Source organism: Mesorhizobium ventifaucium (assembly GCF_935822925.1).
GTDB classification, from domain to species: Bacteria; Pseudomonadota; Alphaproteobacteria; order Rhizobiales; family Rhizobiaceae; genus Mesorhizobium; species Mesorhizobium ventifaucium.
Genome location: NZ_CAKXZS010000023.1, coordinates 1 through 24,790, shown reverse-complemented (window position 1 = coordinate 24,790; position 24,790 = coordinate 1). Strand labels below are relative to the sequence as shown.

Below are 24,790 nucleotides of genomic sequence, written 5' to 3'. Positions count from 1 at the left end.
CGATCAGGCCGCCTTGCGAATGCGTCGCGGCAGAAACTGGCCGCGGCCGCGCTGTTCGGCCGGAGCCAGATCGAAGACAGCCCGGTAAAGCCGCTCGAGCAAAGCCTTGCGGTCGCGCACCGGCTCCAGTTCGTCCCATCCCAGCACGTCGCCGACGTGCACGTCGATCGATTTGCCGGACAGCCGCGCGAATTCGTGGATGAGCAGGGAAGTGCGCAGCGTCAGCGAAGCCCTGCCGACGAACTTCGCCACGCGACCGTCACGCTCGGCCAGGTTCATAGGTCCGCTGACCAGGTGGAACAGCCGCCCGTTCTGGCCGGAAAAGTGCATCGGGACAACCGACGCCTTGGCATCCTGGACGAGACGGGCCGGAAACATCTTCCACGGCAGGTCGCGCGCCCGGCCAAAACCTTTCGGCGCGGTGGCGACGCCGCCGGCGGGGAAGACGACGATGATGACGCCGTCTTTCAGCAGCCGCACCGCCTCATGGCGCACCGCCATGTTGTTCTTCAGCGCGTCCTTGGTCTCGGAAAAGTCGATCGGCAGAGAATAGGGCTCCATCTCGCGGATCTTGAGCAGATCCTTGTGGATCATAACACGGAACGGGCGCTGCAGCTGCTCGGCCAGCGACAGCACCGCAATGCCGTCGCCGATGCCGAACGGATGGTTGGCGACGATCACCAGCGGCGTGTCAGGCAATTTTTCCGGCGGCCATTGGCCGCTGGTGCGCACCTCGACATCGATCAACTCCAGCATGCGGCTGAACACGCGCTCGCCGGTCGGCACCACATGGCGGCGCCAAAAGTCATAGAGCGCCGCGAAGCGATCGCGGCCGGACAGGCCTTCGATGGAGTGGATGAACCAGCGCGTCAGCGCCGGCTGATGCGGGCTGGCATAGGAAAGCTCGGGAAACGGTCTTTCGCGCATCTTCAGCTTGAGCATGAGGCTCGTTACAGGGCTGGCGTGACAAGCGTATGAAATGGCGGGCATGTGAATGGCGTGCATGTGAATGGCGTGCATGTGAATGGCAGTGGATCGCTCCACCGCCATTCCATTGACAATCCGGCTGAACTCAGGCCGCGCGTTTCCGCCTGCGGTCGGGCGTCACCGCCTCTTCGGCAAGCATTGCCACTGCCTGGCCAAGGCCAAGCGACTCCTGGTCGCGCGAGCCGAGTCGGCGGATGTTGACAGTCTCTTCCTCCGCCTCGCGCTTCCCGCAGACGAGGATGACCGGAACCTTGGCCAGGCTGTGCTCGCGGACCTTGTAGTTGATCTTCTCGTTGCGAAGATCGGCTTCCGCCAACAGGCCGGCCGCCTTCAGCTGCGCGACGACCTTTTGCGCGTAATCGTCGGCATCGGAGGTGATCGTTGCAACCACCACTTGCAGCGGTGCGAACCACAGCGGGAAATGGCCGGAATAGTTCTCGATCAGGATGCCGAGGAAGCGCTCCATCGAACCGCAGATGGCGCGGTGCACCATCACCGGCTGCTTCTTTTCCGAATCGGAGCCGATGTAGAAGGCGCCGAACCGTTCCGGCAGGTTGAAATCAACTTGTGTGGTGCCGCATTGCCAGTCGCGGCCGATGGCGTCCTTCAGCACATATTCGAACTTCGGCCCGTAGAACGTGCCCTCGCCCGGATTGACGCCCGTCTTGATCCGGTTACCCGAGCGCGCCGCGATCTTGTCGAGCACGTCCTGCAGCACGCCCTCGGCATGATCCCACATCGCGTCGGTGCCGACCCGTTTTTCGGGGCGGGTCGCCAGCTTGACCGTGATTTCGTCGAAGCCGAAATCGGCATAGGTCGACAGGATCAGGTCGTTGATCTTGATGCACTCGTCGGCGAGCTGTTCCTCGGTGCAGAAGATGTGGGCATCGTCCTGGGTAAAGCCGCGCACGCGCATCAGCCCATGCAGCGCGCCGGACGGCTCATAGCGATGCACATTGCCGAATTCCGCAAGTTTTACCGGCAGATCGCGGTACGACTTCAGCCCGTGCTTGAAGATCTGGACGTGGCCGGGGCAGTTCATCGGCTTCAGCGCAAACATCCGGTCGTCGTCGGTGTTGTCGCCGGCAACCGTCACCTTGAACATATTGTCGCGGTACCAGCCCCAGTGACCTGACGTCTCCCATAGGCTCTTGTCGAGCACTTGCGGCGCGTTGACTTCCTGATAGCCCTGCTCGTCGAGGCGGCGGCGCATGTAGTTGACCAGGTTCTGGAACAGTCTCCAGCCCTTGGCATGCCAAAAGACGACGCCCGGCCCCTCCTCCTGGAAATGGAACAGGTCCATCTCGCGGCCGAGCTTCCTGTGGTCGCGCTTTTCGGCTTCCTCCAGCATGGTCTGATAGGCATCGAGCTGCGCCTGATCGGCCCAGGCCGTGCCATAGATGCGGGTCAGCATCGGGTTGTTCGAATCGCCGCGCCAATAGGCGCCGGCCACCTTCATCAGCTTGACGGCGCTGCCGATCTGTCCGGTCGAGACCATATGCGGGCCGCGGCAGAGATCGAACCAATCGCCTTGCGCATAGATCTTGAGGTCCTGATCTTCGGGAATGGCGTCGATCAGTTCCAGCTTGTAGCGCTCGCCCTTGTCGGCAAAGATCTTTTTCGCCTTATCGCGCGACCACACCTCTTTGGTGAACGGCTTGTTGCGCGCGATGATCTCGCGCATCTTCTTCTCGATCACCGGGAAATCGTCGGGCGTGAACGGCTCGTTGCGGGCAAAATCATAGTAGAATCCGTTCTCGATCACCGGGCCGATGGTCACCTGCGTGCCCGGCCACAATTCCTGCACGGCTTCGGCCAACACGTGCGCTGCGTCATGGCGGATGAGCTCCAGTGCGCGCGGGTCTTCGCGGGTGATGATCTCGACCTTGCCGGACTTGCCGAGCGGGTCGGAAAGATCGCGCACCACGCCATCGATCGAGTAGGCGACCGCCTTCCTGGCCAGCGACTTCGAGATCGATTCCGCCAGGCCGGCTCCGGTCATCCCCGCATCGTAGTCGCGGACTGAGCCATCGGGAAATGTCAGGGAAACGGAATTCAGCATAAAATTCTCCTATCCAGTCCCGCAAACGAGCGCGGGTGGTGAAATGCATGTGGCCCAAAAGTTTGCAGCGGTTTTGGGTCGACGGCATGCATCAAGTAAAAGCCGGATGCGTCCGGCGGCAGTCTTTTATGGGCAGATTCCCGTGCCGTAAAGGCGAATGGCCGATCACTTGGTCTTGTTGATGAGATTCGGCAGCTCTTTCAGGAACATCGCTCGCGTCTGAGGACCCTTCGGCGTATCGGAACGTTTCGTATCGATTACCAGGCGGGCAAAGACGATGCTGCGAGCATCCTTGTTGGCCCAGCCGACAAACCAGCCAAGCGAGCGCCAGCCAAGCGAGCGCTTGTCGGCGCTGTCGCCAAGCCTGGTGGTCCCGGTCTTGCCCTGCACCGTCCAGCCACCTGCCTCGAAGGTCGGCAAGATCGCCTTGGTCATGGCATAGGCCTTGTCCGAAACCGGCAGTTCGCCGGCAAGCAGGCGGCGCATGAAATTCACCTGTTCGACCGGCGAAATCTCAAGCGAAGAATTCACCCAGGACCGGGTGAGGCCATCATTCTTACCGGGATTGCCGGCAACATCGGTGTTGCCGTAGTCGAATTTCGAGACGTAGCCTGCAAATCGCTCGTTGCCGAGCCGGGGGGTGATTTCCTGCGAAAACCACAGCACCGAGTCCTTTTCCCAGATCGTCGGGTCGACGGTTTTCTGGTCCCGCTTGACCGCCTTGAACTCGGACTTGTAGTCCCAGGCCGGCGTGTGCTCGTCGCTCAGGATTCCCGCGTCATAGCCGATCAGCGCCAATGGCACCTTGAAAGTCGAGGCGGGACTGAAGCGCTGGTCGCAGACCCCGTCCCGATACAGCGTTTCACCGCTTGCAGCATCCAGGATCAGTGTGCATTCGACCTCCTCCAGCGGCGCCGATTGAGCGCGGATCGGAAAACCAAAAAGCCAGGCCAGAAGGTAGATAACCACGGCGAAAACGAATGGACGGCGGTCTATCTGGCGCATTGGCAATCTCTCCTGATGGCTATCAGGAGCGGCTTAGCGAGGCGTCTTGTCTCGATTTTGTCTTAAATGCGCAACGTGCGGTTAACCCTAGCAAATCGTAAAGATCCTGCTCTGTTTGCAGAGCTTACGTCCCACCGGCATCAGTTTCCGGATCACTGCGTTTTTTTCCGATCCGCCAGTATCGCCAGGGCGTGAACCAGACATAGCGCTCGGCCAGCATCTCCGGCACCCGGTCGATGCCATGCGTTCCGCCCGGCCCGCAGCGCAGCACGCGGAAAAAACCCATCCAGCCGCCGGCCCATAGCCCATGGCGGGCGATCGCTTCGTGCGCGTATTCGGAACAGGTCGGAAAATGCCGGCAGGAATTGCCGACAAAGCCGGACAGCGTCAGCTGGTAAAAGCGCACGAGCGAGGTGCCGAGGATTCGGCCGGGCGTCTTGCGCCAGGGGCCCGGCCAGTTGCGTGTGTATCGCGGCCTCTGGTGCGTGTGATCCATCGCCATTTGACGGCTACGCTGCCTGTTCGGCGCGCTTCTTCTCGATCTGGCCGATCGCGTCGACCACCGCATCGAAGGTCAGCATGGTCGAGGCGTGGCGCGCCTTGTAGTCGCGCACCGGTTCGAGGTATCTGAGGTCGGCGAAGCGGCCTTCCGGCGGCGCGCCGTTTTCCTTCAGCATCTTCAACATCGTCTCGCGAACGCTGCGCAATTCATCCGCGCTGGCGCCGACGACATGCTGCGCCATGATCGAGGACGACGCCTGGCCAAGCGCGCAGGCTTTGACGTCATGGGCGAAATCGGTGACGACGCCGTCATCCATCTTCAGATCGACGGTCACGGTCGAGCCGCACAGCTTGGAATGCGCGCGCGCGGTTGCATCGGGCTGGTCGAGCCGGCCGATCCGCGCGATATTCCCGGCAAATCCCAGAATTTTCGCATTGTAGACGTCGTCGATCATATTTTTCCAATCCGTCGCCGCCGAGCGAACAGCGATTGCCGCTGACGGTCTTCCTTTCGCTCGCAACGATCATATATAATGCTGGTACTCGGGTATGGACAAGGCAACCAACCACCGCGTCCCTGCTCAAATCACTTCACGCCGCTTACGGGCTGGAAACAGGGCACGTTTCTAACACCCGAAAGGTCGTGGTCCGTTCAACTCGTTCCTCCTGAGAGGGGAACTACGGGAGACGCCTTTATGGATGCCGTCATCAAGAAATTCATGCCCCCTTCCGCCTATATGGAAAAGCCGGTCACCGATCGGCCGACCGAAGCCGAAGCCGAGGCCGCGGTTCGCACGCTGTTGCGCTGGACCGGCGACAATCCGGACCGTGAGGGCCTGGTCGATACGCCAAAGCGTGTGGTTAAGGCCTATCGCGAAATGTTCGGCGGCTACGACAAATGCCCGGCCGAAGAACTCGGCCGCACCTTCGAGGAAGTCGCCGGCTATGACGACCTTGTCCTCGTCAAGGATATAACGTTCCATTCGCATTGCGAGCACCACATGGTGCCGATCATCGGCAAGGCGCATGTCGGCTATCTGCCGGACGGCAAGGTCGTCGGCCTGTCCAAGATCGCTCGCGTCGTCGATATCTTTGCCCAGCGCCTGCAGACCCAGGAAGCGATGACCGCTCAGATCGCCGGCGTCATCCAGGATGTGCTCAATCCGCGCGGCGTCGCCGTCATGCTCGAGGCCGAGCATATGTGCATGGCCATGCGCGGCATCCGCAAGGAAGGCTCGACGACGCTGACCTCGACCTTCACCGGCGTCTTCAAGGACACCCCCGAGGAACAGGTCCGTTTCGTCACCATGGTGCGGGGCGGCAGGGGCTGAACGATCCTCGCCGGCCGCCAGCCATGGTCGCGAGAAAGAACCGGTTCTCGGATCTAGATCATGGCCAAACAACAAGACAGAGCCTCGCCCATTCCGATCCTGTCGGACTGGACGAGGCTCTGAATAAGGACCGGCGATGTCGGCAGTGGAATTTCCGAAAGCTCCATCAGACAAGAAAACACTGGAAGAAAGCACGGTCTTTTCGCCGCGCTTCGATGCCGGCGGCCTGGTCACCGTCGTCGTTACCGATGCCGAAGACGGCATGCTGCTGATGGTCGCGCATATGAACGCCGAAGCGCTGGCGCTGACACTGGAAACCGGCATTGCCCACTACTGGTCGCGCTCGCGCAGCACTCTGTGGAAGAAGGGCGAAACGTCCGGGAATGTCCAGAAAATCGTCGAGATGCTCACGGATTGTGACCAGGACGCAATATGGCTGCGCGTCAAAGTGATGGGCCACGACGCAACCTGCCACACCGGCCGGCGTTCCTGCTTTTATCGGACGGTGGGACTGATCGACGGCAAGGGGACGCTTGCCAGCGATGGCAGCAAGCCGCTGTTGGATGCGCAAGAAACGTATCGAAAGCCCCATGAACCATCCATTTGAACCATTCGCCGAACTGCAATCACGTATATTCATGATTTCGATACGGCCTGCCGATACGCTAGCCGCGGGACAAGGGAGATTGTGATGCTCGACTGGGCGTCATTGCATAACAAACCTGACGTTCGGGAGGCCAATGGCCTGTCATCGTCCGCCGGTGCATCCAAAACGAGCCCCGCCAGGAAAACAGGCATTTCGCTGGCATTGGGCGGCGGCTGCGCGCGTGGCTGGGCCCATATAGGCGTGCTGCGCGCGCTCGACGAAGCCGGCATCGAAGTGTCGATGATCGCCGGCACCTCGATCGGCGCGCTGGTCGGCGGCTGTTATCTTGCCGGCAAGCTGGATGAGCTGGAAGAATTCGCCAGAAGCCTGACCAAGCGGCGCATTTTTGGTCTTCTCGATCTCAATTTGCGCGGCAGCGGGCTGTTCGGCGGCATGAAGCTCGATGCACGGCTGCGCGAGCACATGGCCGGCATCCGTTTCGAAGATCTGCCCAAGCCTTTCGTCTGCGTCACCACGGAGATCCGCACCGGCCATGAAATCTGGCTGTCGGGCGGCTCGCTGATCACCGCCATGCGCGCCTCCTATGCCCTGCCCGGCGTATTCGAACCGGTCAGTTGCAACGGGCGCGTGCTGGTCGACGGTGCGCTGGTCAATCCGGTCCCGGTCTCGGTCTGCCGCGCCTACGAGCAGCCGCTCGTGGTCGCGGTGAACCTTCACTACGATCTGTTCGGCCGCGCCGCCGTCATCAAGCACAGCGCCGGCGAACTGGTCGTCGAGAAGGACGCGCCAAGGCCCGGCCTGATCGACACAGGGCACCAGTACCAGACACGGCTCGGCATTACCGGGATTATGGTCGAAGCCTTCAACATCATCCAGGACCGCATTTCGCGGGCGCGACTTGCCGGCGACCCGCCTGATATGTCGCTGCAGCCAAAACTCAGCCATATCGGCCTGACCGAATTCCATCGCGCCGACGAGGCGATCCGCATCGGCTATCAGGTGACGATGGCCCAGATCGACGAGTTGGCCCGCCTGCAGACGGTTCTGGCTTAAACGCGATCCGCGCGGCAGAATCGGGAAGCGATTCTCAGGCGCGCGCGGCATCGACGATGCGGAACTGCACCGTGCGGTTGCCGTTCCAGTGATTGCCCGACAGCGAACCGGCGACATGCACCGGCTTGCCCCTGTTCTTGAACAGGAATTCGCCGAGCGCCGTATCGGTGGCGCGAAACGCGATCGCCTGGATGCGTCCACCACTTTCCGACTGCAACTCGGCGCGGATGTGATTGGTGCCGACCGGCCTCGCATCGGCAAGGCGATGGCGCGGCAGAGCAAAGACCGGTGCGACATGCCCGGCGCCGAACGGGCCGGCTTTCTCCAGTGCATCGAGAAGGCCAAGCGTCGCGCCCTCGGCGGCCAGCGCACCGTCGATCGCCAGGCTCTCCTCGCCTTGCAGCCGGAACACCTCGGCCGCCGCTCGTTCCTCGAAAAAGGCCCTGAGCGCGCCAAGTTTCGCCCGCTCCACCGTGATGCCGGCCGCCATGCCGTGGCCGCCGCCCTTGACGATCAGCCCGGCAATCGCCGCCTCGCGCACCAGCCGGCCAAGATCGAAGCCCGACACCGAACGGCCCGACCCGGTGCCGACACCATTGGCGTTGAAGGCGATGGCGAAAGCCGGCCGGCGCGCATGGTCCTTGAGCCGCGAGGCCAGCAGGCCGACGATGCCCGAATGCCAGTTGGAGCTGGCGGTGACGACGATGGCTGGCCCATTGCCGCCGGCAAGCTCGGCATCGGCCTCGACGCGTGCGGCGGCCAGCATTTCCAGTTCCATCTGCTGCCGCTCCTGATTGAGCCGGTCCAGCGTCTCGGCGATGGTGCGGGCCTCGACGGGGTCGTCGGTGGCGAGCAGGCGGCTGCCGAGTGCTGCGTCGCCGATGCGCCCACCGGCATTGATGCGCGGACCGATCAGATAGGCCAGATGAAAGGTGCTGACCGGCTCGCCGATGCGCGAGACTCGCGCCAACGCCGCCAATCCTTCGTTCCGCTGCTGGCGTGCGATCTGCAGCCCCTTGACCACGAAGGCGCGGTTGACGCCGGTCAGCGGCACCACGTCGCAAACGGTGGCCAGCGCAACAAGGTCGAGCAAGCCGAGCAGATCCGGCGGTGCGGCATCTGGCAACCGACCGCGCAGGATCTTCCCCGTCTGCACCAGCGCCAGGAAGACGACGCCGGCGGCACAAAGATGGCCCTGCCCCGAAAGGTCGTCCTCGCGATTGGGATTGACGACCGCAACCGCTGCCGGCAACGGACCGCCGAGTTGGTGATGATCGAGCACCACGACATCGGCGCCGGCAGCGTTCGCGGCGTCGATGGAGACGGCGCTGTTGGTGCCGCAGTCGACGGTGACGATCAGCGTCGCGCCGCGCGAGACGAGTTCGCGCATCGCTTCTGGATTGGGGCCGTACCCTTCGAAGATACGGTCCGGTATGTAGATCTCCGCAGGCACGGAGAAATGCGTGAGGAACCGCTTGAGCAGCGCCGACGAGGCCGCGCCATCGACATCGTAGTCGCCGAAGATCGCCACCTTTTCCCTGGCAACGACTGCCCCGGCGATGCGGGCGGCGGCCTTGCCCATGTCGGTCAGCGACGCCGGGTCCGGCAAAAGATCGCGGATGGTCGGATCAAGGAACCGCTCGGTCTGCTCGGCGGACACGCCGCGCCCGGCAAGCACGCGCGCAACGATGTCCGGCACGCCATAGCCTTGCGCTATGGCAAGCGCGATCATGTCCTGCCGCTCGGTCAACCGGTGTTCCCAGGAAACACCTGATGCCGACTGCCTGACATCGAGGAAGATACGGTTTTCGCCCGTCATGCGACGCGCCGTCTGCGGATTGTCATTTCTCACAATATGCGACGGCAAGCCCGAGTCGGGAATCAAAACTTTTCCAGATCCTGGTGCTTGGCCTTGATCTCGCGCACGGTGCGCGACGACGAGCGCAATACGATCGTATGCGTGGTGATGGAATTGCGGCCGAACTTGACGCCGGCCAGCATGTTGCCGTCGGTTACGCCGGTTGCTGCAAACAGCACGTCGCCGCGCGCCATGTCTTGCGCGCGGTAGACCCGCTTCGGATCGAGGATGCCCATCTTCGCCGCGCGTGCCTCCTTTTGCGGCGTGTCGAGGATCAGCCTTCCCTGCATCTGGCCGCCGGTGCAGCGCAATGCTGCCGCCGCCAGCACACCCTCCGGCGCGCCGCCGGTGCCGAGATAGATGTCGATGCCGGTTTCGTCCGGATCGGTGGTGTGGATGACGCCGGCTACGTCACCATCGCCGATCAGCCGGATCGCAGCGCCCGTGGCGCGCACCGCCTCGATCAGCGCGCCATGGCGCGGCCGGTCGAGGATGCAGGCGGTGATCTCCGACACCGCCACGCCCTTGGCCCTGGCCAGGCTGGCGATGTTTTCGGCCGGCGAAGCATCGATGTCGATGACGCCGTCCGCATAACCCGGGCCAATGGCGATCTTGTCCATATAGACGTCGGGCGCGAACAGAAGGCTGCCCTTTTCCGCGATGGCGATGACCGCCAATGCATTGGGCAGGTTCTTGGCGCAGATCGTCGTGCCTTCGAGCGGATCGAGCGCAATATCGACCGCCGGGCCTTTGCCGGAACCGACCTCTTCGCCGATATAGAGCATCGGCGCCTCGTCGCGCTCGCCTTCGCCGATCACCACCGTGCCATTGAGGGCGAGGCGGTTGAGTTCTTCGCGCATCGCGTCGACAGCGGCCTGGTCGGCGGCCTTTTCGTCGCCGCGTCCGCGCAATCTGGCTGCCGCAACGGCGGCGCGTTCGGTCACACGCACCAGTTCCATGGTTAGTATTCGGTCAAGGCCGGCGACGATGTTCTGGGCAACGTTCATCGGTGGACAATCCTCATTGGCACATTGCCTCCCGCCAGAGGCGCGCCGGTTGTGTCAAAGCTCCATGACAACAGCAAGACTTGGCCGGGTCTTTTTTGAAAACACAACGATATCAATCGATTAAAGGAGAAAAGAGATATGCCTATTCCGCCCGCTCGATGCGGATGACTTGCGGCTTGTCGGTCAGATGATCGTCCCTGGTGATGCCGTCGACTGCCCTGCGGACCGCCGCTTCCGTCGTCTCGTGGGTCACGAGAATCACTGTTTTCTGCAAGGCGGTATCCGGCCCGGCGGCGTGCTGCACGATCGATTCCAGTGAAATGTCGTTGTCGGCCATGCGCTTGGCGATGGCGGCAAAGACGCCGATGCGGTCATGCACGGTCAGCCGGATGAAATAGCCGCCCGCATGGCTGCGCATCTGCGCCTTCTTGTACGGCCGCAATTCCTTCGCCGGCAGGCCGAACACCGGACCGTGCTGGAAGCCGGGCCGGCTCTTGGCGATGTCGGCAATGTCGCCGACCACCGCCGATGCGGTGGCGTTGCCGCCGGCACCGGGACCGGAAAGCAAAAGCTCGCCAAGGATATCGGTTTCGATGGCCACCGCATTGGTGACGCCGTGCACCTGCGCGATGACCGAGGCCGTCGGCACCATGGTCGGGTGCACGCGCTGTTCGATACCGCTTTCCGTGCGCTGGGCGACGCCGAGCAGCTTTATCCGGTAGCCGAGATCGCCGGCCGCGCGGATGTCGGCCTGGCTGATGTTGGAAATGCCTTCCATGTAGATGTTGTTGGCGGCAATCCTCGTGCCGAAGGCAAGGCTGGTCAGGATCGACAGCTTGTGCGCGGTATCGTGGCCCTCGATGTCGAAGGTCGGGTCGGCCTCGGCATAACCCAGCCGCTGCGCATCCTTCAGGCAGGCGTCGAACGACAGGCCCTCGGCTTCCATGCGGGTCAGGATATAGTTGCAGGTGCCGTTGAGGATGCCGAAGACGCGGGTCACCGAATTGCCGGCCATCGCCTCGCGCATCGTCTTGATGACCGGAATGCCGCCCGCCACCGCCGCCTCGTAATTGAGCAGGACGCCCTTCTTCTCGGCGGTCTCGGCCAGCGCCACGCCATGCTTGGCGAGCAGCGCCTTGTTGGCGGTGACGACGTGGCGGCCGGCTTCAAGCGCCGCTTTCACGGATGAATGCGACGGCCCCTCGTCGCCGCCGATCAGCTCGACGAAGACATCGATCTCGGCGGTCTGCGCCATTGCTACCGGATCGTCGAACCACTTGGCCGCGCCGAGATCGACGCCGCGGTCGCGTTTGGGATCGCGGGCCGAAACGGCCGACACGACGACCTCGCGACCGCATTGCCGCGTCAGTTCCGGCGCCTTGTCGCGCAGCACGCGCGCCACCGACGCGCCGACGGTGCCGAGACCGGCGATTCCAACACGCAACGCTTCAGCCATGTCCGGCGACGCCCCTCAAGAATTTGGTCGATGTGATATCAGGCAACTCAACGATGCGCGGCGAGCGGCACCACATTGTTGGGCTGTTTGGCGCTGGACGCCAGGAAGCGCTTGATGTTGCGCGCCGCCTGCCGGATCCGGTGCTCGTTCTCGACCAGCGCGATGCGCACATGGTCATCGCCATGCTCACCGAAACCGACGCCCGGCGCCACCGCCACGTCGGCGTGCTCGATCAGAAGCTTGGAGAATTCGAGCGAGCCGAGATGCTTGAACGGCTCCGGGATCGGCGCCCAGGCGAACATCGACGCCGCCGGCGCCGGGACGACCCAGCCGGCGCGGCTGAAGGCGTCGACCATGACGTCGCGGCGCTTGTGGTAGATGTCGCGCACTTCGGCGATATCGGCGCCGTCGCCGTTGAGCGCATGCGCCGCCGCCACCTGGATCGGCGTGAAGGCGCCGTAGTCCAGATAGGATTTCACCCGCGTCAGCGCCGAGATCAGCCGCTCGTTGCCGACGGCAAAACCCATGCGCCAGCCGGGCATCGAAAAGGTCTTCGACATCGAGGTGAACTCGACCGCCACGTCGATCGCGCCCGGCACCTGCAGCACCGAAGGCGGCGGATTGCCGTCGAAATAGATTTCCGAATAGGCAAGGTCAGACAGGATGATGATGTCGTTCTTCTTGGCGAAGGCCACCACCTCCTTGTAGAAATCGAGCGAGGCGACCTGCGCCGTCGGGTTCGACGGGTAATTGAGGATCAACGCCAGCGGCTTCGGGATCGAATGGCGGATGCCGCGCTCCAGCGCCGGAATGAAGCCGTCGTCCGGCTCCACCTGCAACGAGCGGATGACGCCGCCCGACATGATGAAGCCGAAAGCGTGGATCGGATAGGTCGGGTTGGGGCACAGGATCACGTCGCCGGGCGCGGTGATGGCCTGCGCCATATTGGCAAAACCCTCCTTCGAGCCCAGCGTCGCCACCACTTGCGTGTCCGGGTCGAGTTTCACGCCGAAACGGCGGGCATAGTAATTGGCCTGGGCGCGGCGCAGGCCCGGAATGCCGCGCGACGATGAATAGCGATGCGTGCGCGGGTCGCGCACCACCTCGCACAATTTGTCGACGATGGCCTTGGGCGTCGGCAGGTCCGGATTGCCCATGCCAAGGTCGATGATGTCGGCGCCGCGCGAGCGGGCGCTGGCCTTCAGCCGGTTGACCTGCTCGAAGACGTAGGGCGGAAGCCGGCGGACCTTGTGAAATTCTTCCATATCAGTTCCAGTGGTGGGTCAATTCCAGACGGTCAAAGCGGTTTTGGCAAAGGTGCTTGTCGGTCGCGCGATATAACCTTATTTGCAGGTAGGGTCGAGGGCAGGATCGCATTTGGCTTCGATCTGCTTCAGCGCATCCGTGCCGTGCTGCTTCGCCAATGTGTTCAGCGCCGCCGGGTTGGCGACCTTGACCGCGCCGCCCTTTGAGCCCTGCGCCTGAGCCTCCGCCTTCAACTGGGCGAGCTTGGCGTTTCTTTCCGTCTCGGTGAATTGCTCCGCCGCCGCCTGCGGCGGGATATTCAGGTTCGGATAGGTGCCGGTGTTCTTCGGTCCGTCGGTAGCCGCGACGGGCGTGGCGCCTTCGATGTTGGTGCTCGAACAGCCCGATATAGCCAGCAAGACGACCGCCGCGCCCACGCGGCAAAAACGACCAGTGCCAGAAAAAAAAGCTTTGCCAATACTAATTGTCATAATGTTTCCCTGGCAGCCGAGATAGAGCGCGTTGGACCTTGTCGGATGTGCCATGATAATATGTCAAGAAAACGCTTCAGGAGGAACCCCGCGTACCATGTCCAAAACACCCGATTCGGGCAAAGCGGAAGATGACCGGCCTTCGACCGTCGAGCAATATCTGGTCAAGGACCCGGAACGCTTCGCCTTGAACATGGCCCGCATGATCGAGCAGGCCGGCAAGGCGGCTTCCGCATGGGCCGAGCCGCGCGAAAAAGGCGACGTGCGCGATCATGTCGCCGAGCCGGTCGTCGACATGGTGAAAACCTTCTCCAAGCTCAGCGAATACTGGCTTTCCGATCCGCAGCGCGCGCTGGAGGCGCAAACGCGGCTGTTTTCCGGCTACATGACCGTCTGGGCCAACTCCATCCAGCGCCTCAGCGACGGCGGCGAAGACGCCGAAGACGCGGTCAAGCCCGAGCCCGGCGACAAGCGTTTCCAGGACCCGGAATGGGGCCGCAACGCTTTCTTCGATTTCCTCAAGCAGGCCTATCTCGTCACCTCGCGCTGGGCGAACGACCTGGTCGAGCACGCCGATGGCCTGGACGAGCACACCCGCCACAAGGCCGGTTTCTACGTCAAGCAGGTGTCCAACGCCATTTCGCCGTCGAATTTCATCCTGACCAACCCGGAACTGTTTCGCGAGACAATCGCCTCGAATGGCGAAAACCTGGTGCGCGGCATGAAGATGCTGGCCGAGGACATCGCCGCCGGCAAGGGCGACCTGAAACTGAGACAGGCCGACTATTCGTCGTTCGAGATCGGCAAGAACCTGGCCACGACACCCGGCAAGGTGGTGGGCCGCAGCGACGTCGCCGAGATCTTGCAATATGATCCGGCGACCGAGACCGTGCTCAATCGGCCGCTGCTGATCTGCCCGCCATGGATCAACAAATTCTACATTCTCGATCTCAACCCGCAAAAATCCTTCATCCGCTGGGCCGTCGAGCAGGGCCACACCGTCTTCGTCATCTCCTGGATCAACCCGGACGAGCGGCACGGCACCAAGAGCTGGGAGGCCTATATCAGAGAGGGCCTGCAATACGGCCTGGACACGATCGAAAAGGCCACCGGCGAACAGGACGTCAACGCCGTCGGCTATTGCGTCGGCGGCACGCTTCTGGCAGCGGCCCTGGCGCTTTTGGCGCAGGAAGGCGACCACCGCATCAAATCGGCCACCTTCTTCACCACGCAGGTCGATTTCACCCACGCCGGCGACCTGAAAGTGTTCGTCGACGAGGAGCAGGTCGCGGCCGTCGAAAAGGCGATGAACGAGAAAGGCTATCTCGACGGCACCAAAATGGCGACCGCCTTCAACATGCTGCGCTCGGGCGACCTGATCTGGCCCTATGTCGTCAACAACTACATGCGCGGCAAGGATCCCCTGCCCTTCGACCTGCTCTACTGGAACGCCGATTCGACCCGCATGGCCGCAGCCAACCATTCCTTCTACCTGCGCAATTGCTATCTCGAGAACAGACTTTCGCAAGGCGAGATGGAACTGGCGGGCCGCGTGGTATCGCTGAAGGATGTCACCATCCCGGTCTACAACCTCGCCTCCAAGGAAGACCATATCGCGCCGGCGCTTTCGGTGTTCCTCGGTTCGAAATATTTCGGCGGCGAGGTCGACTACGTCCTGGCCGGCTCCGGCCACATCGCCGGCGTCGTCAATCCGCCGGCGGCGCAGAAATATCACTACTGGACCGGCGGCAAGCCAACGGGCGACTTCAACGAGTGGCTTGCCAAGGCCACGAACCATCCCGGCTCCTGGTGGTCGCACTGGCAACGCTGGATCGAGGCCAGGGACGACACCCGCGTGCCGGCCCGCAAGCCCGGCAAGCACATGAAAACCCTGGGCGATGCGCCAGGCACCTATGTCAAGGTGCGTGTGTAACCTTCTGTAATGTGTGGTGAGTTGACGCGCCGGTAAAAGAGGGCGAAATGGTGTCGTCAAGCCTTAAGCACTCCCGATTCTTATCTAGCCGTCGAATTACTCTGGGGCTTGCGGATTTGACACAGGTCTCGTTTCCGTTCGGGGACAAGGTTTTATTGCGGCGAGACGTTTCGACGCCGCCAATGAAGTACCGACCGGACATCGAGGGGGAATTTGGTTTTGAAATCAGCAGGATCGCGCCTCGCGAAGGGAGAAAGCCGCGCCATTGCGGCCGCGCTTTTCTCCGTGCTCCTGGCGTCCTGCACCTCGGCCGGCGACCCGTCCCTGTCCGTCGGCATGCCTGGCTACAATGCTTCGGCTACGGACATCAGCACCGCCTCCGGCACCCAACAGGTCACCACTGACTCGTCGTCGCAGATGACGACTTCACAAATGACGATGACCGCCAAGGGCGACGCAAGCCTTCCCGAGCAGGTCGCTTATGTGCCAGTGGCCAAGCCAGGGGCGCAGGCCCCCCAGGGAGGCGCCAAGTCGGATGCCGGCTTCCCCGTCCCGGCTAAAGCGGGCGCAGCGACGGCTGCGGGCCAGACGCCGCAGCCACAGGCGGCGCAGACGGCTGAACAGGCCGACGCTGCTACGCAGAAGACTGAAACCGCCGATGCCGGCACGGCCGCTCCGAAGTCCAAGGCCGAGGCCGCCGCGCCGGCGACGAACAATCCGGTCTATGTGACCGCCGCAGAGCCGCAGGCCTACGCGCCAAAGAAGAAGGGGTTCCTTGCCTCTCTGTTCAGCGCCACGCCCGCCTCGGCAGCACCTGCCCCGCAGGCCAGCAACCGGTCGGGCGAGCAACCGCCGGCGGCGCAGCCCAAGGCCGCTCAGCCCAAGGCGGTGGCAAAATCGGCAATCACCCTGGCCTCAGCCAAATCGGCTGAAAAGCCGGTGCAATTGGCTTCGCTCGGCGATACCAGCCATTTCACCGACGACGGCCTGCCTGGCGTACGCAAGACCGCGCTTTTCGAGATCAAGCGCAAATCCGGCCTCGACGACGACAGCGACGTCGATCTGAACGAGGATGAGGGCGGCGCCTATCAGGTGGCATACGCTCCCGGGCTTGCCAGGCTGGCGCCCAACGGTCTTTTGAAGCAGACCGAGAATGTCGACGTTGCCTGCCTAAAACCTTCGCTGGTCCGCGTGCTGAAGACGATCGAGGGCCACTACGGCAAGAAGATGATCGTCACCTCCGGCTATCGTGACCCGGCCCGCAACCGCCGCGCCAACGGCGCCAAGAACTCGCTGCACATGTATTGCGCCGCCGCCGACATCCAGGTTCCAGGCGTCTCGAAAGCGCAACTGGCAAGCTACATCCGCAGCATGCCAGGGCGCGGCGGCGTCGGCACCTACTGCCATACCGAATCCGTACACATCGACGTCGGTCCCGAGCGCGACTGGAACTGGCGCTGCCGCCGGCGGCGGTAACGGCTGGTTCTTCCCTCGCTTATGCAACGTCCGCAATGCGCAGGACGGCACGCGATGCTGCGTCGAACCGGGGAAAGCGCTGAAAATGCGCGGTTTTGTGGTCACTGAAAAAAGTTGTCGCAGGTAGCGGCAGACGGGTTGCCGGTTTGGTGCAACGCAACTATAAGCGCTCACATCTGAGCGCGCCCATCGTCTAGCGGTCAGGACACCGCCCTTTCACGGCGGTAACAGGGGTTCGATTCCCCTTGGGCGTACCAGACAAAATCAAGCACTTAGGGGAAAATTCCCCGTTCCTGTCCAACGTTTGGCCAATTTCCTTCTGGCTTTGTCGAGTCGAACGATCCCTGTCACACTCCTCTCGTCAAAACCGGAGGAGGGCGAACATGACAGATTGGGATCACAACCGAAAATTTCGGTACACGAAAGATGCGCCACCGGCGGAGTGGCCCGATCGCATACGCGGGATCAGTCAGGAAGGTCTCGCACTCTTGGGGATAAACCCGAAGACCAACACACTTCACTGGGATGGACAGGAGCTTGCGATTGAAAAGCGTCTTGCCAATTTCGAGCGAGGCATGGCGCTGGTCGTGACGATCGCCACCGTTGTTGTTGCCTGCGTTGAGGTCGGTCGTGCAGTTGGATGGTTCGAGCAATGAAAAGCCACCGTGAGGCAGCGGGCCGTGTGTCGCCAAGTTGGCAACTTACCTTGCGGCCAAGGCAGACAGGCGAACGGTCGCCGCTATGTCGAGAACGGTGGTGGAGGCCAAGGGGCTTCCTGCCGAAAGGCGCGGCAGAGTAGCTATGCTCGTCACCGTCAGCCGGGAGGAGTGTAGAGCGGCTCTCTGCATCGATGAACCAAGCACCGGCCATCACGCGTCGCACAAACCCTACCGCTGGGATTAACGACCAGTCGCACGCATTGCTGTACTGGCGGACGTAGAGGGCATAGGTGTTCGGGCCGGTGGTCAGCACCGCCGAGCCATGGCTCTGGATTAGCGCCTGCGTCTGTTGGCAGGTCATGGCGCGGGTGTCCGGCCTGGCCTGGGCGAGGGTTGTGAAGGCAAGCGTGACCGCTGCCGAGGTCAACGCAATCCGGCGAATGGACATGACGAGACTCCCATGATGAGGCCATTTGGTTGACAAGCTCGTATGTCGCAGGGCAGCTGTGCAATGGCGGCCTCCAAATCGGAATTCCGGACTGGAGCAAACCGCCCGCCCCGTTAGCTACCGACTAAAAGTGACTATCTGGGATAGTTCGGCGATGTCGCCGTAGATCATCGAACCTTTGACGAGAAAACACTTATCACCGAGGACTTCGAAGAGTGAGCTTGACGCGGTGCAAACCGGCAGGTTCTTCGAATTGGCGTACGTACCGAGCGTCGCGGTTTCGACCTTACGGTCCGCGGCTTCGGCATAGCTGACGCTGATCGCGAGGATAGCGAAAGCAAGGTGGCTCGGGGATAAGTAAGCTCGCGACATGAATCAAAATAGCACCGGCCCTTGATGGGCTTCGTCCATCGATTGGATGAAGCGGTCCATTATATTAGCTATCACTTGACTAAGGGTGCCGGCCACTTTCAGCCCCTCGTTCGAACGTCGGTTTCCAGTCGCGATTGCGCACTCGCTGCTGGCCTTCGTAGTCAGGAATGATAGTGAAGAAGCATAGCGTTGGACCGGCTGACGATCAGTCTTCGAAGCAACGGCGGAAAAGCGCCATGACGGGTTTGAGATGGATGGACTGTTTAACGAACCTCAGCAACCTTCCGCCTTCAGGGATCGCACCATTCGCACCACAATCGGATCGTACGGGATTTTTTCATCGCTGCTGTAATTTATGACAAAAAGCGCGGCACGGTCGTTGCAGACCGCAATAGCGCGGACATATCGGATCTGTTCGTTCTTGATACCCGAGTAGCTGGCCCATCTCGGCGTGACGCGCCTATAGGTCAGTTTCCAGCCCTCCTTTTCATCCTCGACCATGCGGTGCTCGATCTCGGCGCGAAAACTGTGCTCGCCGAGCCTTGCGCCCCACACGGCAAGAAGGGCATCGTTTTCGCCCCGGAATTCCGCGCCCTGGTCTGAACGCTGCGTCAGGACAAAGCCAGGGGGAACATCGAATATGAAGGCAAACTGCCTGACGCCGAAAGGCTGCCACGCTTGCGCATGGAGAAACGTACTGCAAAACAAAATTGAAACGAGGCTCAACAGAAAACGTGCCATTGGCATTAAATTAGCGTCGCGCCATATACCGTCCAGACCGGACAAGATTGGCGACAAAGAAAAAGTAGCAGACGACTTGCCGCTGATTTCAGCCTCGTGCGCGAAAGAAGCGGCTCGCCTGACACGGGCTTTGATGCCCGGCTTCACCCACTGCGTTTGCCGGTCGTAGCTTCATGGGGCCTCTGGCGGCGGCGTTGGCGGCACCGCATGAACTTCCCCACCACTGAAGAATATTAGCTGTCGCTTGACTAAAATGCCGCCCGCACCAGACTTATGGAATGGCGCGGGGAATTGGGATCGGAGATCTGGTGGCGATCACGGCCGCCGTCCGCAGGCGGGTCACTGAGGATCGCGTGAGCGTCTCGATTCCGAGCTACAACTTTCCGCATTCGATCATCGATCATACGAAGGTGAAGAAGGGGCAGCAGATCGAGCTCACCGGCGAGATCACGCGCATAGACGAGGAAAGCGGCAGGGTAACAATCGCCATGGGACCGCTGGTGACGGTCGACATCGACAAGATCAGGCTAGTCGATAAGTACAGGCCACCGAAGCGAAAAAAGCCGTTGCGTGACATGGTAGTAGATTGAATTATCGCACCTCGCCATTGTTCATATGGGGTCTGAGGAACTGCTTGCTGTTGTGGCGCGTTAATCTGTATCGGGAGATAGGAACATGTCTGTGCAAAACGAAGACTATCGAACGAACAGAGCCGACTACGCGATTGCCGCAAAGCATGGCCCTGCGGCCGCTAAGGGAAATCGCGACAAACTGCTCGCAAGAAAAAAGAAGTTGCTGGTGGCACGCGATCGGAGGCTGCTTGCAAACCCATCGGAAAGCGCGCCGGATGATCCGAAAGCTGGGACGCGTGGTTAGCGTAAAGCGCCCTTGCGGGTGGGTTGCTTGTGCGCCGTTTTTCTTATGGGCCTGAGCCCAACCATGAAGCCGAGGCGCTGGCAAAGGCGATCATCGAAACCGTCGATCGGCTAGAGCGCCGCAACAGGGAAGATCCGTGACGCCTAAGCTCGGCGACGTTCTTCGGTCAGCCCTGCCCTTGAGTTCCTCCAGGCTGTTCGCGCCATTTCTAAATAGCAACATGACTAGCCACGCCGCGGCGTCACGGCCTTGCTCGTCCGAAATACCACAGGTGAGGCAATACTCGTCCAAAGCTTGGCGAAGAATGCTGAGCTGCTCCGGGTCAGCTATTCCTGTGAAGGGCATCGGGCCAACTCCCTTTTGCGGTAGGGCGAAAGCGATCGACACTTTCAATCGCCCCTGTGCCGTTCGAAAGCAGGCGACGGTTCATTGTACGAGATCGGGCAGAAGACTCTATTCGGAAGTATGACAAGCCCGCCCTACCGCTTGGCAGCTAGGACCTTTGCTTCCCGGAGCAGCGATGCCCATTGAAGCCCAAGGAAGAAGATAAACTCCCGGGCCTGTTCTTCGGTAATGCCGGTTTCTTTGACCAAGCGTCGAACGACGATATCAATGTTGTTCGGCGCCCTATCCTGTTCGTCAGCCATAGGAGAAACTCCTTACGCTGGTAACCTCGCTATCTGGCGCTTGTTCCCAAGCGCGTGACTAAAAGAGCACCTTACGGCTCTCAACTGGAAAGTCCACGCCTCTATTAGGAATCGCTCGGCTTATTGCCAGAGGCTGGCGCAACGGAAACTCAAAGCGCGCTATGGAAGATACCAACTAGCGAGGGCGTACGCTGCCAAGCCCAACATTGAGAGCGCATACAGAACCAGGAACAACGGAACCACGGACGGCTGGCTGTCGAGGGCGGGGTCAGCTTCTTCCCATTCCTCAACCAGATTGCGATCCCGCCTGGCCTCCGTGACCGCCAAACCGTCCGGCCCAATTTTACCGTCGATCTCTCTCGAAATTCTTTTCGTGATATCGGCTAGGATCACTGGATCCTCGGGCAGGTTGCCCGGAAACCCCTCAGGAAGATTGTCGCCATCGTTCTTGTCCATGGCGCCAACAATGTTCTCTGCCTCACTTATGTTCCAAGTTTCCAATGTAAAATTTTTACCAAGACTCGACTCAACGGCGGGGGAAGGGAAAAGGCGGCTGTCGGGGAGCGACACAATCAACCGTCAACCAGCCACCCAGACAAGCAGTGCGACGCCGATGGCGTAAGGAACCAAAACAACCGCCAGCGCTACCCAAAAGCCTGGATCTGCCAAAGCGGCCATTTCGCTGAGAAGTTGCTTCATTCCGGCGAAAGGCGCGACCGCGCCTGGTGTTCCGTGCGAGTAATAAAGCCTGCGCCTCTGGCGGAGAGCGCGGGCTCGATCGGGGGTTGGGGCCCGATCTGCAGCGAGCAAGCCCGGGGGCGCCCACTGCTCACAGACAATCATTAGGATTTACTAAAGTTCCATTTGGGAACACACCCGCTAGCCTACCTCGGATAAGCGGATCGGCACGGTGACGTTGCCGGATTTAAGCGTCTTTCAAACGATAGGCGCGAGAATCGCGTCAGGGTCGAGGTCAAGAGCCGTGACTAGCAGGATGGCGTCCGGATCGTCGCAGCAGACCTCGGGTCGATCGGGAGCAAACCAGCGGGCGAAATAGATCGGGTTTTGTGTCAAGGCGGCATAGGCGGAAGCCATCTTGCCAGCTTCGATGATACGAGACTGCACTAGCGATTTCAGAACTGTCTTAAGAGATGGCGGCGTTGGCTCTGGGCCGGTGAACTTCTCACCATCGAATGAACGCCGGCGAAAACATCGTCGGGAACCTCTGTCCATCCCGACTCTGGGCCGCCTTCGAAATGTGGCAGATCGTACGAAATCGAATCCACCACGCCATCAATGATGCGGGCGTACCTCATGCCGTCCTCCAGAATTTCACCCGGGCGTAGACTTCGATCCCCTGCGAAAGAGCTGTACCAAGACCGTTTCCGGCGGCTCCGCTGGCGTGATACTGGATCGCATAGGCTTTGCCCGCCACGACCGGGGCACCGCCCGTCGATATCCCGCCTGAGTTCGGGCCGCTGTTGCCATGGGCAACCATCCCCATTCCGGCGGTTGTGGTGTCGGTCATGTTTTGCAGACGTGAGCCGAAACTGGAGATCGTGTACGAAAGAATCTCCCATTCGACCCAGCCATCAACAGTCGGAGTGAACTGGTCGGAGGAGATCGACACGAGGCCTGACGGATCTCGGTAAACGCTGGCGGACTTCCAACTATTTCCATTCAAACCTATCGGTCGGCTCAAGGCCGGATTGAAACGCATGGCGAAGGGCCGCCAGAGACGCCATTTTCTCATTCAGGTAGGCATCGAAGAACAGCACTGCTCCGTCTTGTACAACGCGAGTGTAGCGGGTCTCCTCCTCGGGGCCGTGGGCGTGTGGTCCGTGCTTCAGGCCGGAAAACGCATTGTGGTCGGCACCGTCGAGAACCAGCAGATATTGATGAGGGATGGTCAGCGCTTCGTAAGGAAGGGTCCGCTGTATCGGATCGAATTCCTTGTTGCCGGGCACCGCATTGCCATCTTTCGTGCCGGTGATGTGGAAGAGCGGGATACTGATATCGCGGTAAAGGGCGGCCAAGTCGCCGCCCTGGATGGGTATGTTCGGGCTCATGACCAAGCCGGCGCGAATTCTTGGCTCCTTGAACGACCATTGCCCGCCCGGACCCATTCTCTGCCCTGCGGCAACCATCGTCGAGACGCCTCCATAAGAGTGTCCGGCCATGCCGATGCGTGTCAACTCCAGGCGGCCGGCGAGCCGCCCCTCGCCGTTCATGCGCGCAAGCTCGCGCAGGGCAAAGGGCACGTCCTGAAATCTCGCGCGCGCAGCATTGGCGTCCCACATGGCTTCACGAAGAATGCGGTAGACTTCCGCAAGAGAGTTTGCGTGTTGCCAGATCGAACTGTCCGTCCCGGTATGCTGCAGGTGCACCGCCACGTAACCGCTTTCCGCCAGGCGCCGCCCGAGGTAAGGCATCGCCTCGCGCGATCCGCCAATGCCATGCGACACAAGGATTACCGGGTAAGCGCCAAAGAGGGGAGCCGGGGCATAAAGCCTGTACGGCACCGAACGGCTGCGCGATTCGTCGCGAAAGGCGCCATCAAAGACAGTATATCCCGAAGGTGAATCATCCACGGTTTCGTTCATCCGCCAGTCTCGCAGGAATGTATGCTCGAAAGTATCTATTGTTGGCCAGGTTCCTTGACCCGCTGGACCGAAAGCCTTAAGGCAATTAGAGACTGTTTGGAAACTCTACTCTGGCGGCCATCTGATGGCGTTTTCTGCGCTTCCGGCCTTCGCCGGCCGAAGCACTTATGAGCGGTCGTGGCAGTGAAAGCTACGGCCGGCGTAGGCCGGTGCTCACGGACCCAGATGTCCGTTGCGCTCCGGTTCTCGAAACCACCACCATATGACTCGCCGGAGCGACTTTCGAAACAGTCTCTTACAGGTGGAAGCCACATCCAAGACATCTATTGCCCGCTAGGTTTGTGCTATGGTGGTGTTTGAAACAAGCGCTCACTATTACCGCTTCTTTGCCAACGAGTCTCGTCGTGGCGGCTCTCCCCTCTATGAAAAGCTGTCGCTTGGGATTGCGGACAATGTCGCGCTGCAGCGCCTGGCGGCAGGGCGCAGGAAGGGTCAGCCGGCAGCGAACCTTGTCTTCGGCGCGGTACAGTATCTCCTGCTTGGGGGCGTCGATCATCCTCTCAAGGATTACTATCCGAGTCTGGGCGGAACGCGGCCGGCCGACGATCGCGCATTCGAACTTTTCGCCGCTTTTTGCGGTGCCCACGAAGCCGAACTCGTCGACATCATCTCGAAGCGCGCGACCAATACCAACGAGGCTGGCCGTAGCGCGCTGCTGCTGCCCGCATTCGATCTGGTTGCGCGAGAAGCGGCCGCTCCCCTTGGGCTCGTCGAGATCGGATCCAGCGCCGGCCTGAACCTGAACTTCGACAGGTATGGATATCGGTATACGGACGGGAAAGGCGCTCCGAAGCTGGAGCGGTGGACCGACGCGGATTTCGTCCTTTCCTGCATCCTTGAAGGGCCTGGCGTGCCTGTATTGGGGATGTTCCCGCCCCCCGTTTCATCGAGGATCGGCCTCGAACTTTATCCGACCGATGTTCGGGATGAAAATGAACGCCGATGGCTCAAGGCGCTTGTCTGGCCCGAGCGCATTGACCGGCTTACAAAACTGGATGGCGCCTTGAAGGTCGCCGCCGCGCATCCACCCCGGATCAGAGGCGGCGACGCCGTGTTGAACCTGAGCTCTGCGCTGGCGGAAATTCCGCCCTATCAAGCCCGGTGCGTGTATCACACGATAATGGGCTATCAGCTTTCTGGCGATCAACACCGACGCATAAACGATATCCTGCTGGAGGCGAGCAAGACGGCGCCGGTCTGGCGCGTCACCGTGGAAGGCGAGGTCGCACACCCCAACCCCACTGAGACGTTCAATCCTCTCAAGGTCAGCAGATACTTCAATGGCGAGCGCAAGGTCAAAACGCTCGCGGTCTGCGATCCGCACGGGCTATCGATGGAGTGGAAAGGCTAGTCTAGAGCATCGGACGTTCAA

At 61.3% G+C, this 24,790-nt stretch carries 24 protein-coding genes and 1 tRNA gene; 9 read left to right on the top strand and 16 right to left on the bottom strand.

Annotated elements, in window-relative coordinates:
- Positions 1–3: 3 nt before the first annotated feature.
- From NMG70_RS18130 to NMG70_RS18110, 5 genes are all read right to left on the bottom strand, one after another.
- Positions 4–942 carry a lysophospholipid acyltransferase family protein gene (locus tag NMG70_RS18130; protein ID WP_254025821.1) on the bottom strand — a complete coding sequence of 313 codons (939 nt, stop codon included), beginning with the start codon at positions 940–942 and terminating at the stop codon, positions 4–6.
- A gap of 130 nt (positions 943–1,072) precedes the next feature.
- The gene (thrS, locus tag NMG70_RS18125) at positions 1,073–3,049 is read right to left on the bottom strand and encodes a threonine--tRNA ligase (protein ID WP_254025820.1); all 1,977 of its coding nucleotides are present in this window, start codon (positions 3,047–3,049) and stop codon (positions 1,073–1,075) included.
- Positions 3,050–3,214: 165 nt separating this feature from the next.
- The gene (blaOXA, locus tag NMG70_RS18120; RefSeq protein ID WP_254025819.1) at positions 3,215–4,054 is read right to left on the bottom strand and encodes a class D beta-lactamase; all 840 of its coding nucleotides are present in this window, start codon (positions 4,052–4,054) and stop codon (positions 3,215–3,217) included.
- Positions 4,055–4,178: 124 nt separating this feature from the next.
- On the bottom strand, positions 4,179–4,556 hold the full coding sequence (gene yidD, locus NMG70_RS18115) for a membrane protein insertion efficiency factor YidD (protein ID WP_254025818.1): 378 nt from the start codon (positions 4,554–4,556) through the stop codon (positions 4,179–4,181).
- A 7-nt stretch (positions 4,557–4,563) separates the two neighbouring features.
- Positions 4,564–5,010 (bottom strand): iron-sulfur cluster assembly scaffold protein, encoded by a 447-nt coding sequence (locus tag NMG70_RS18110; RefSeq protein WP_254025817.1) that lies wholly within the window; start codon positions 5,008–5,010, stop codon positions 4,564–4,566.
- A 240-nt stretch (positions 5,011–5,250) separates the two neighbouring features.
- Here NMG70_RS18110 and folE point away from each other — a divergent pair, with 240 nt between their 5' ends.
- The 3 genes from folE (at position 5,251) to NMG70_RS18095 (ending at position 7,546) form a co-directional block, all read left to right on the top strand.
- Positions 5,251–5,886, top strand: a complete 636-nt coding sequence (folE, locus tag NMG70_RS18105; protein WP_023801043.1) for a GTP cyclohydrolase I FolE — start codon at positions 5,251–5,253, stop codon at positions 5,884–5,886.
- 136 nt (positions 5,887–6,022) lie between these two features.
- On the top strand, positions 6,023–6,493 hold the full coding sequence (gene hisI / locus NMG70_RS18100; RefSeq protein ID WP_254025816.1) for a phosphoribosyl-AMP cyclohydrolase: 471 nt from the start codon (positions 6,023–6,025) through the stop codon (positions 6,491–6,493).
- 84 nt (positions 6,494–6,577) lie between these two features.
- Positions 6,578–7,546 (top strand): patatin family protein, encoded by a 969-nt coding sequence (locus NMG70_RS18095; protein ID WP_254025815.1) that lies wholly within the window; start codon positions 6,578–6,580, stop codon positions 7,544–7,546.
- A 34-nt stretch (positions 7,547–7,580) separates the two neighbouring features.
- On the opposite strand, the gene recJ is transcribed toward NMG70_RS18095, so the two are convergent.
- The 5 genes from recJ to NMG70_RS18070 all read right to left on the bottom strand — a co-directional run bounded on the left by recJ (position 7,581) and on the right by NMG70_RS18070 (position 13,531).
- On the bottom strand, positions 7,581–9,365 hold the full coding sequence (recJ, locus tag NMG70_RS18090) for a single-stranded-DNA-specific exonuclease RecJ (protein ID WP_254025814.1): 1,785 nt from the start codon (positions 9,363–9,365) through the stop codon (positions 7,581–7,583).
- 62 nt (positions 9,366–9,427) lie between these two features.
- The gene (gene glpX / locus NMG70_RS18085; protein WP_254025813.1) at positions 9,428–10,411 is read right to left on the bottom strand and encodes a class II fructose-bisphosphatase; all 984 of its coding nucleotides are present in this window, start codon (positions 10,409–10,411) and stop codon (positions 9,428–9,430) included.
- 142 nt (positions 10,412–10,553) lie between these two features.
- Positions 10,554–11,867, bottom strand: a complete 1,314-nt coding sequence (locus NMG70_RS18080) for a homoserine dehydrogenase (RefSeq protein ID WP_254025812.1) — start codon at positions 11,865–11,867, stop codon at positions 10,554–10,556.
- A gap of 47 nt (positions 11,868–11,914) precedes the next feature.
- Complete coding sequence (locus tag NMG70_RS18075; RefSeq protein WP_077383891.1) at positions 11,915–13,132, bottom strand: LL-diaminopimelate aminotransferase; 1,218 nt, start codon at positions 13,130–13,132, stop codon at positions 11,915–11,917.
- A 78-nt stretch (positions 13,133–13,210) separates the two neighbouring features.
- Positions 13,211–13,531 (bottom strand): hypothetical protein, encoded by a 321-nt coding sequence (locus NMG70_RS18070; protein WP_367185549.1) that lies wholly within the window; start codon positions 13,529–13,531, stop codon positions 13,211–13,213.
- Positions 13,532–13,700: 169 nt separating this feature from the next.
- Between NMG70_RS18070 and phaC the strand changes: the two genes are divergently transcribed.
- The 4 genes from phaC (at position 13,701) to NMG70_RS18050 (ending at position 17,668) form a co-directional block, all read left to right on the top strand.
- Positions 13,701–15,536, top strand: a complete 1,836-nt coding sequence (gene phaC / locus NMG70_RS18065) for a class I poly(R)-hydroxyalkanoic acid synthase (protein ID WP_254025810.1) — start codon at positions 13,701–13,703, stop codon at positions 15,534–15,536.
- Between the two features lie 213 nt (positions 15,537–15,749).
- Positions 15,750–17,012 carry a D-Ala-D-Ala carboxypeptidase family metallohydrolase gene (locus NMG70_RS18060; RefSeq protein WP_254025809.1) on the top strand — a complete coding sequence of 421 codons (1,263 nt, stop codon included), beginning with the start codon at positions 15,750–15,752 and terminating at the stop codon, positions 17,010–17,012.
- A 182-nt stretch (positions 17,013–17,194) separates the two neighbouring features.
- Positions 17,195–17,269, top strand: a tRNA-Glu gene (locus NMG70_RS18055).
- Positions 17,270–17,395: 126 nt separating this feature from the next.
- A complete protein-coding gene (locus NMG70_RS18050) occupies positions 17,396–17,668 on the top strand; it encodes a hypothetical protein (protein ID WP_254025808.1) in 273 nt (90 codons plus the stop codon).
- A 1,096-nt stretch (positions 17,669–18,764) separates the two neighbouring features.
- On the opposite strand, the gene NMG70_RS18040 is transcribed toward NMG70_RS18050, so the two are convergent.
- Positions 18,765–19,379, bottom strand: a complete 615-nt coding sequence (locus NMG70_RS18040; protein WP_254025807.1) for a hypothetical protein — start codon at positions 19,377–19,379, stop codon at positions 18,765–18,767.
- A gap of 131 nt (positions 19,380–19,510) precedes the next feature.
- Between NMG70_RS18040 and NMG70_RS18035 the strand changes: the two genes are divergently transcribed.
- Positions 19,511–19,822: a hypothetical protein gene (locus tag NMG70_RS18035; protein WP_254025806.1), complete on the top strand. Its 312-nt coding sequence runs from the start codon at positions 19,511–19,513 to the stop codon at positions 19,820–19,822.
- A gap of 765 nt (positions 19,823–20,587) precedes the next feature.
- Here the strand turns inward: NMG70_RS18035 and NMG70_RS18030 are convergent.
- The 5 genes from NMG70_RS18030 to NMG70_RS18010 form a co-directional block, all read right to left on the bottom strand.
- The gene (locus tag NMG70_RS18030) at positions 20,588–20,755 is read right to left on the bottom strand and encodes a hypothetical protein (RefSeq protein ID WP_254025805.1); all 168 of its coding nucleotides are present in this window, start codon (positions 20,753–20,755) and stop codon (positions 20,588–20,590) included.
- 159 nt (positions 20,756–20,914) lie between these two features.
- Positions 20,915–21,211 carry a hypothetical protein gene (locus NMG70_RS18025; protein ID WP_254025804.1) on the bottom strand — a complete coding sequence of 99 codons (297 nt, stop codon included), beginning with the start codon at positions 21,209–21,211 and terminating at the stop codon, positions 20,915–20,917.
- A 480-nt stretch (positions 21,212–21,691) separates the two neighbouring features.
- Positions 21,692–21,880 carry a hypothetical protein gene (locus NMG70_RS18020; RefSeq protein ID WP_254025803.1) on the bottom strand — a complete coding sequence of 63 codons (189 nt, stop codon included), beginning with the start codon at positions 21,878–21,880 and terminating at the stop codon, positions 21,692–21,694.
- Between the two features lie 187 nt (positions 21,881–22,067).
- Positions 22,068–22,475, bottom strand: a complete 408-nt coding sequence (locus NMG70_RS18015; RefSeq protein ID WP_254025802.1) for a hypothetical protein — start codon at positions 22,473–22,475, stop codon at positions 22,068–22,070.
- The gene (locus NMG70_RS18010; RefSeq protein WP_254025801.1) at positions 22,426–23,358 is read right to left on the bottom strand and encodes an alpha/beta hydrolase family protein; all 933 of its coding nucleotides are present in this window, start codon (positions 23,356–23,358) and stop codon (positions 22,426–22,428) included. Before NMG70_RS18010 ends, NMG70_RS18015 begins: the two co-directional genes overlap by 50 nt.
- A 346-nt stretch (positions 23,359–23,704) precedes the next feature.
- On the opposite strand from NMG70_RS18010, the gene NMG70_RS18005 reads away from it, so the two are divergent.
- Entirely contained in the window at positions 23,705–24,769 is a 1,065-nt protein-coding gene (locus NMG70_RS18005) for a DUF2332 domain-containing protein (protein WP_254025800.1), read from the top strand.
- Positions 24,770–24,790: the final 21 nt, after the last annotated feature.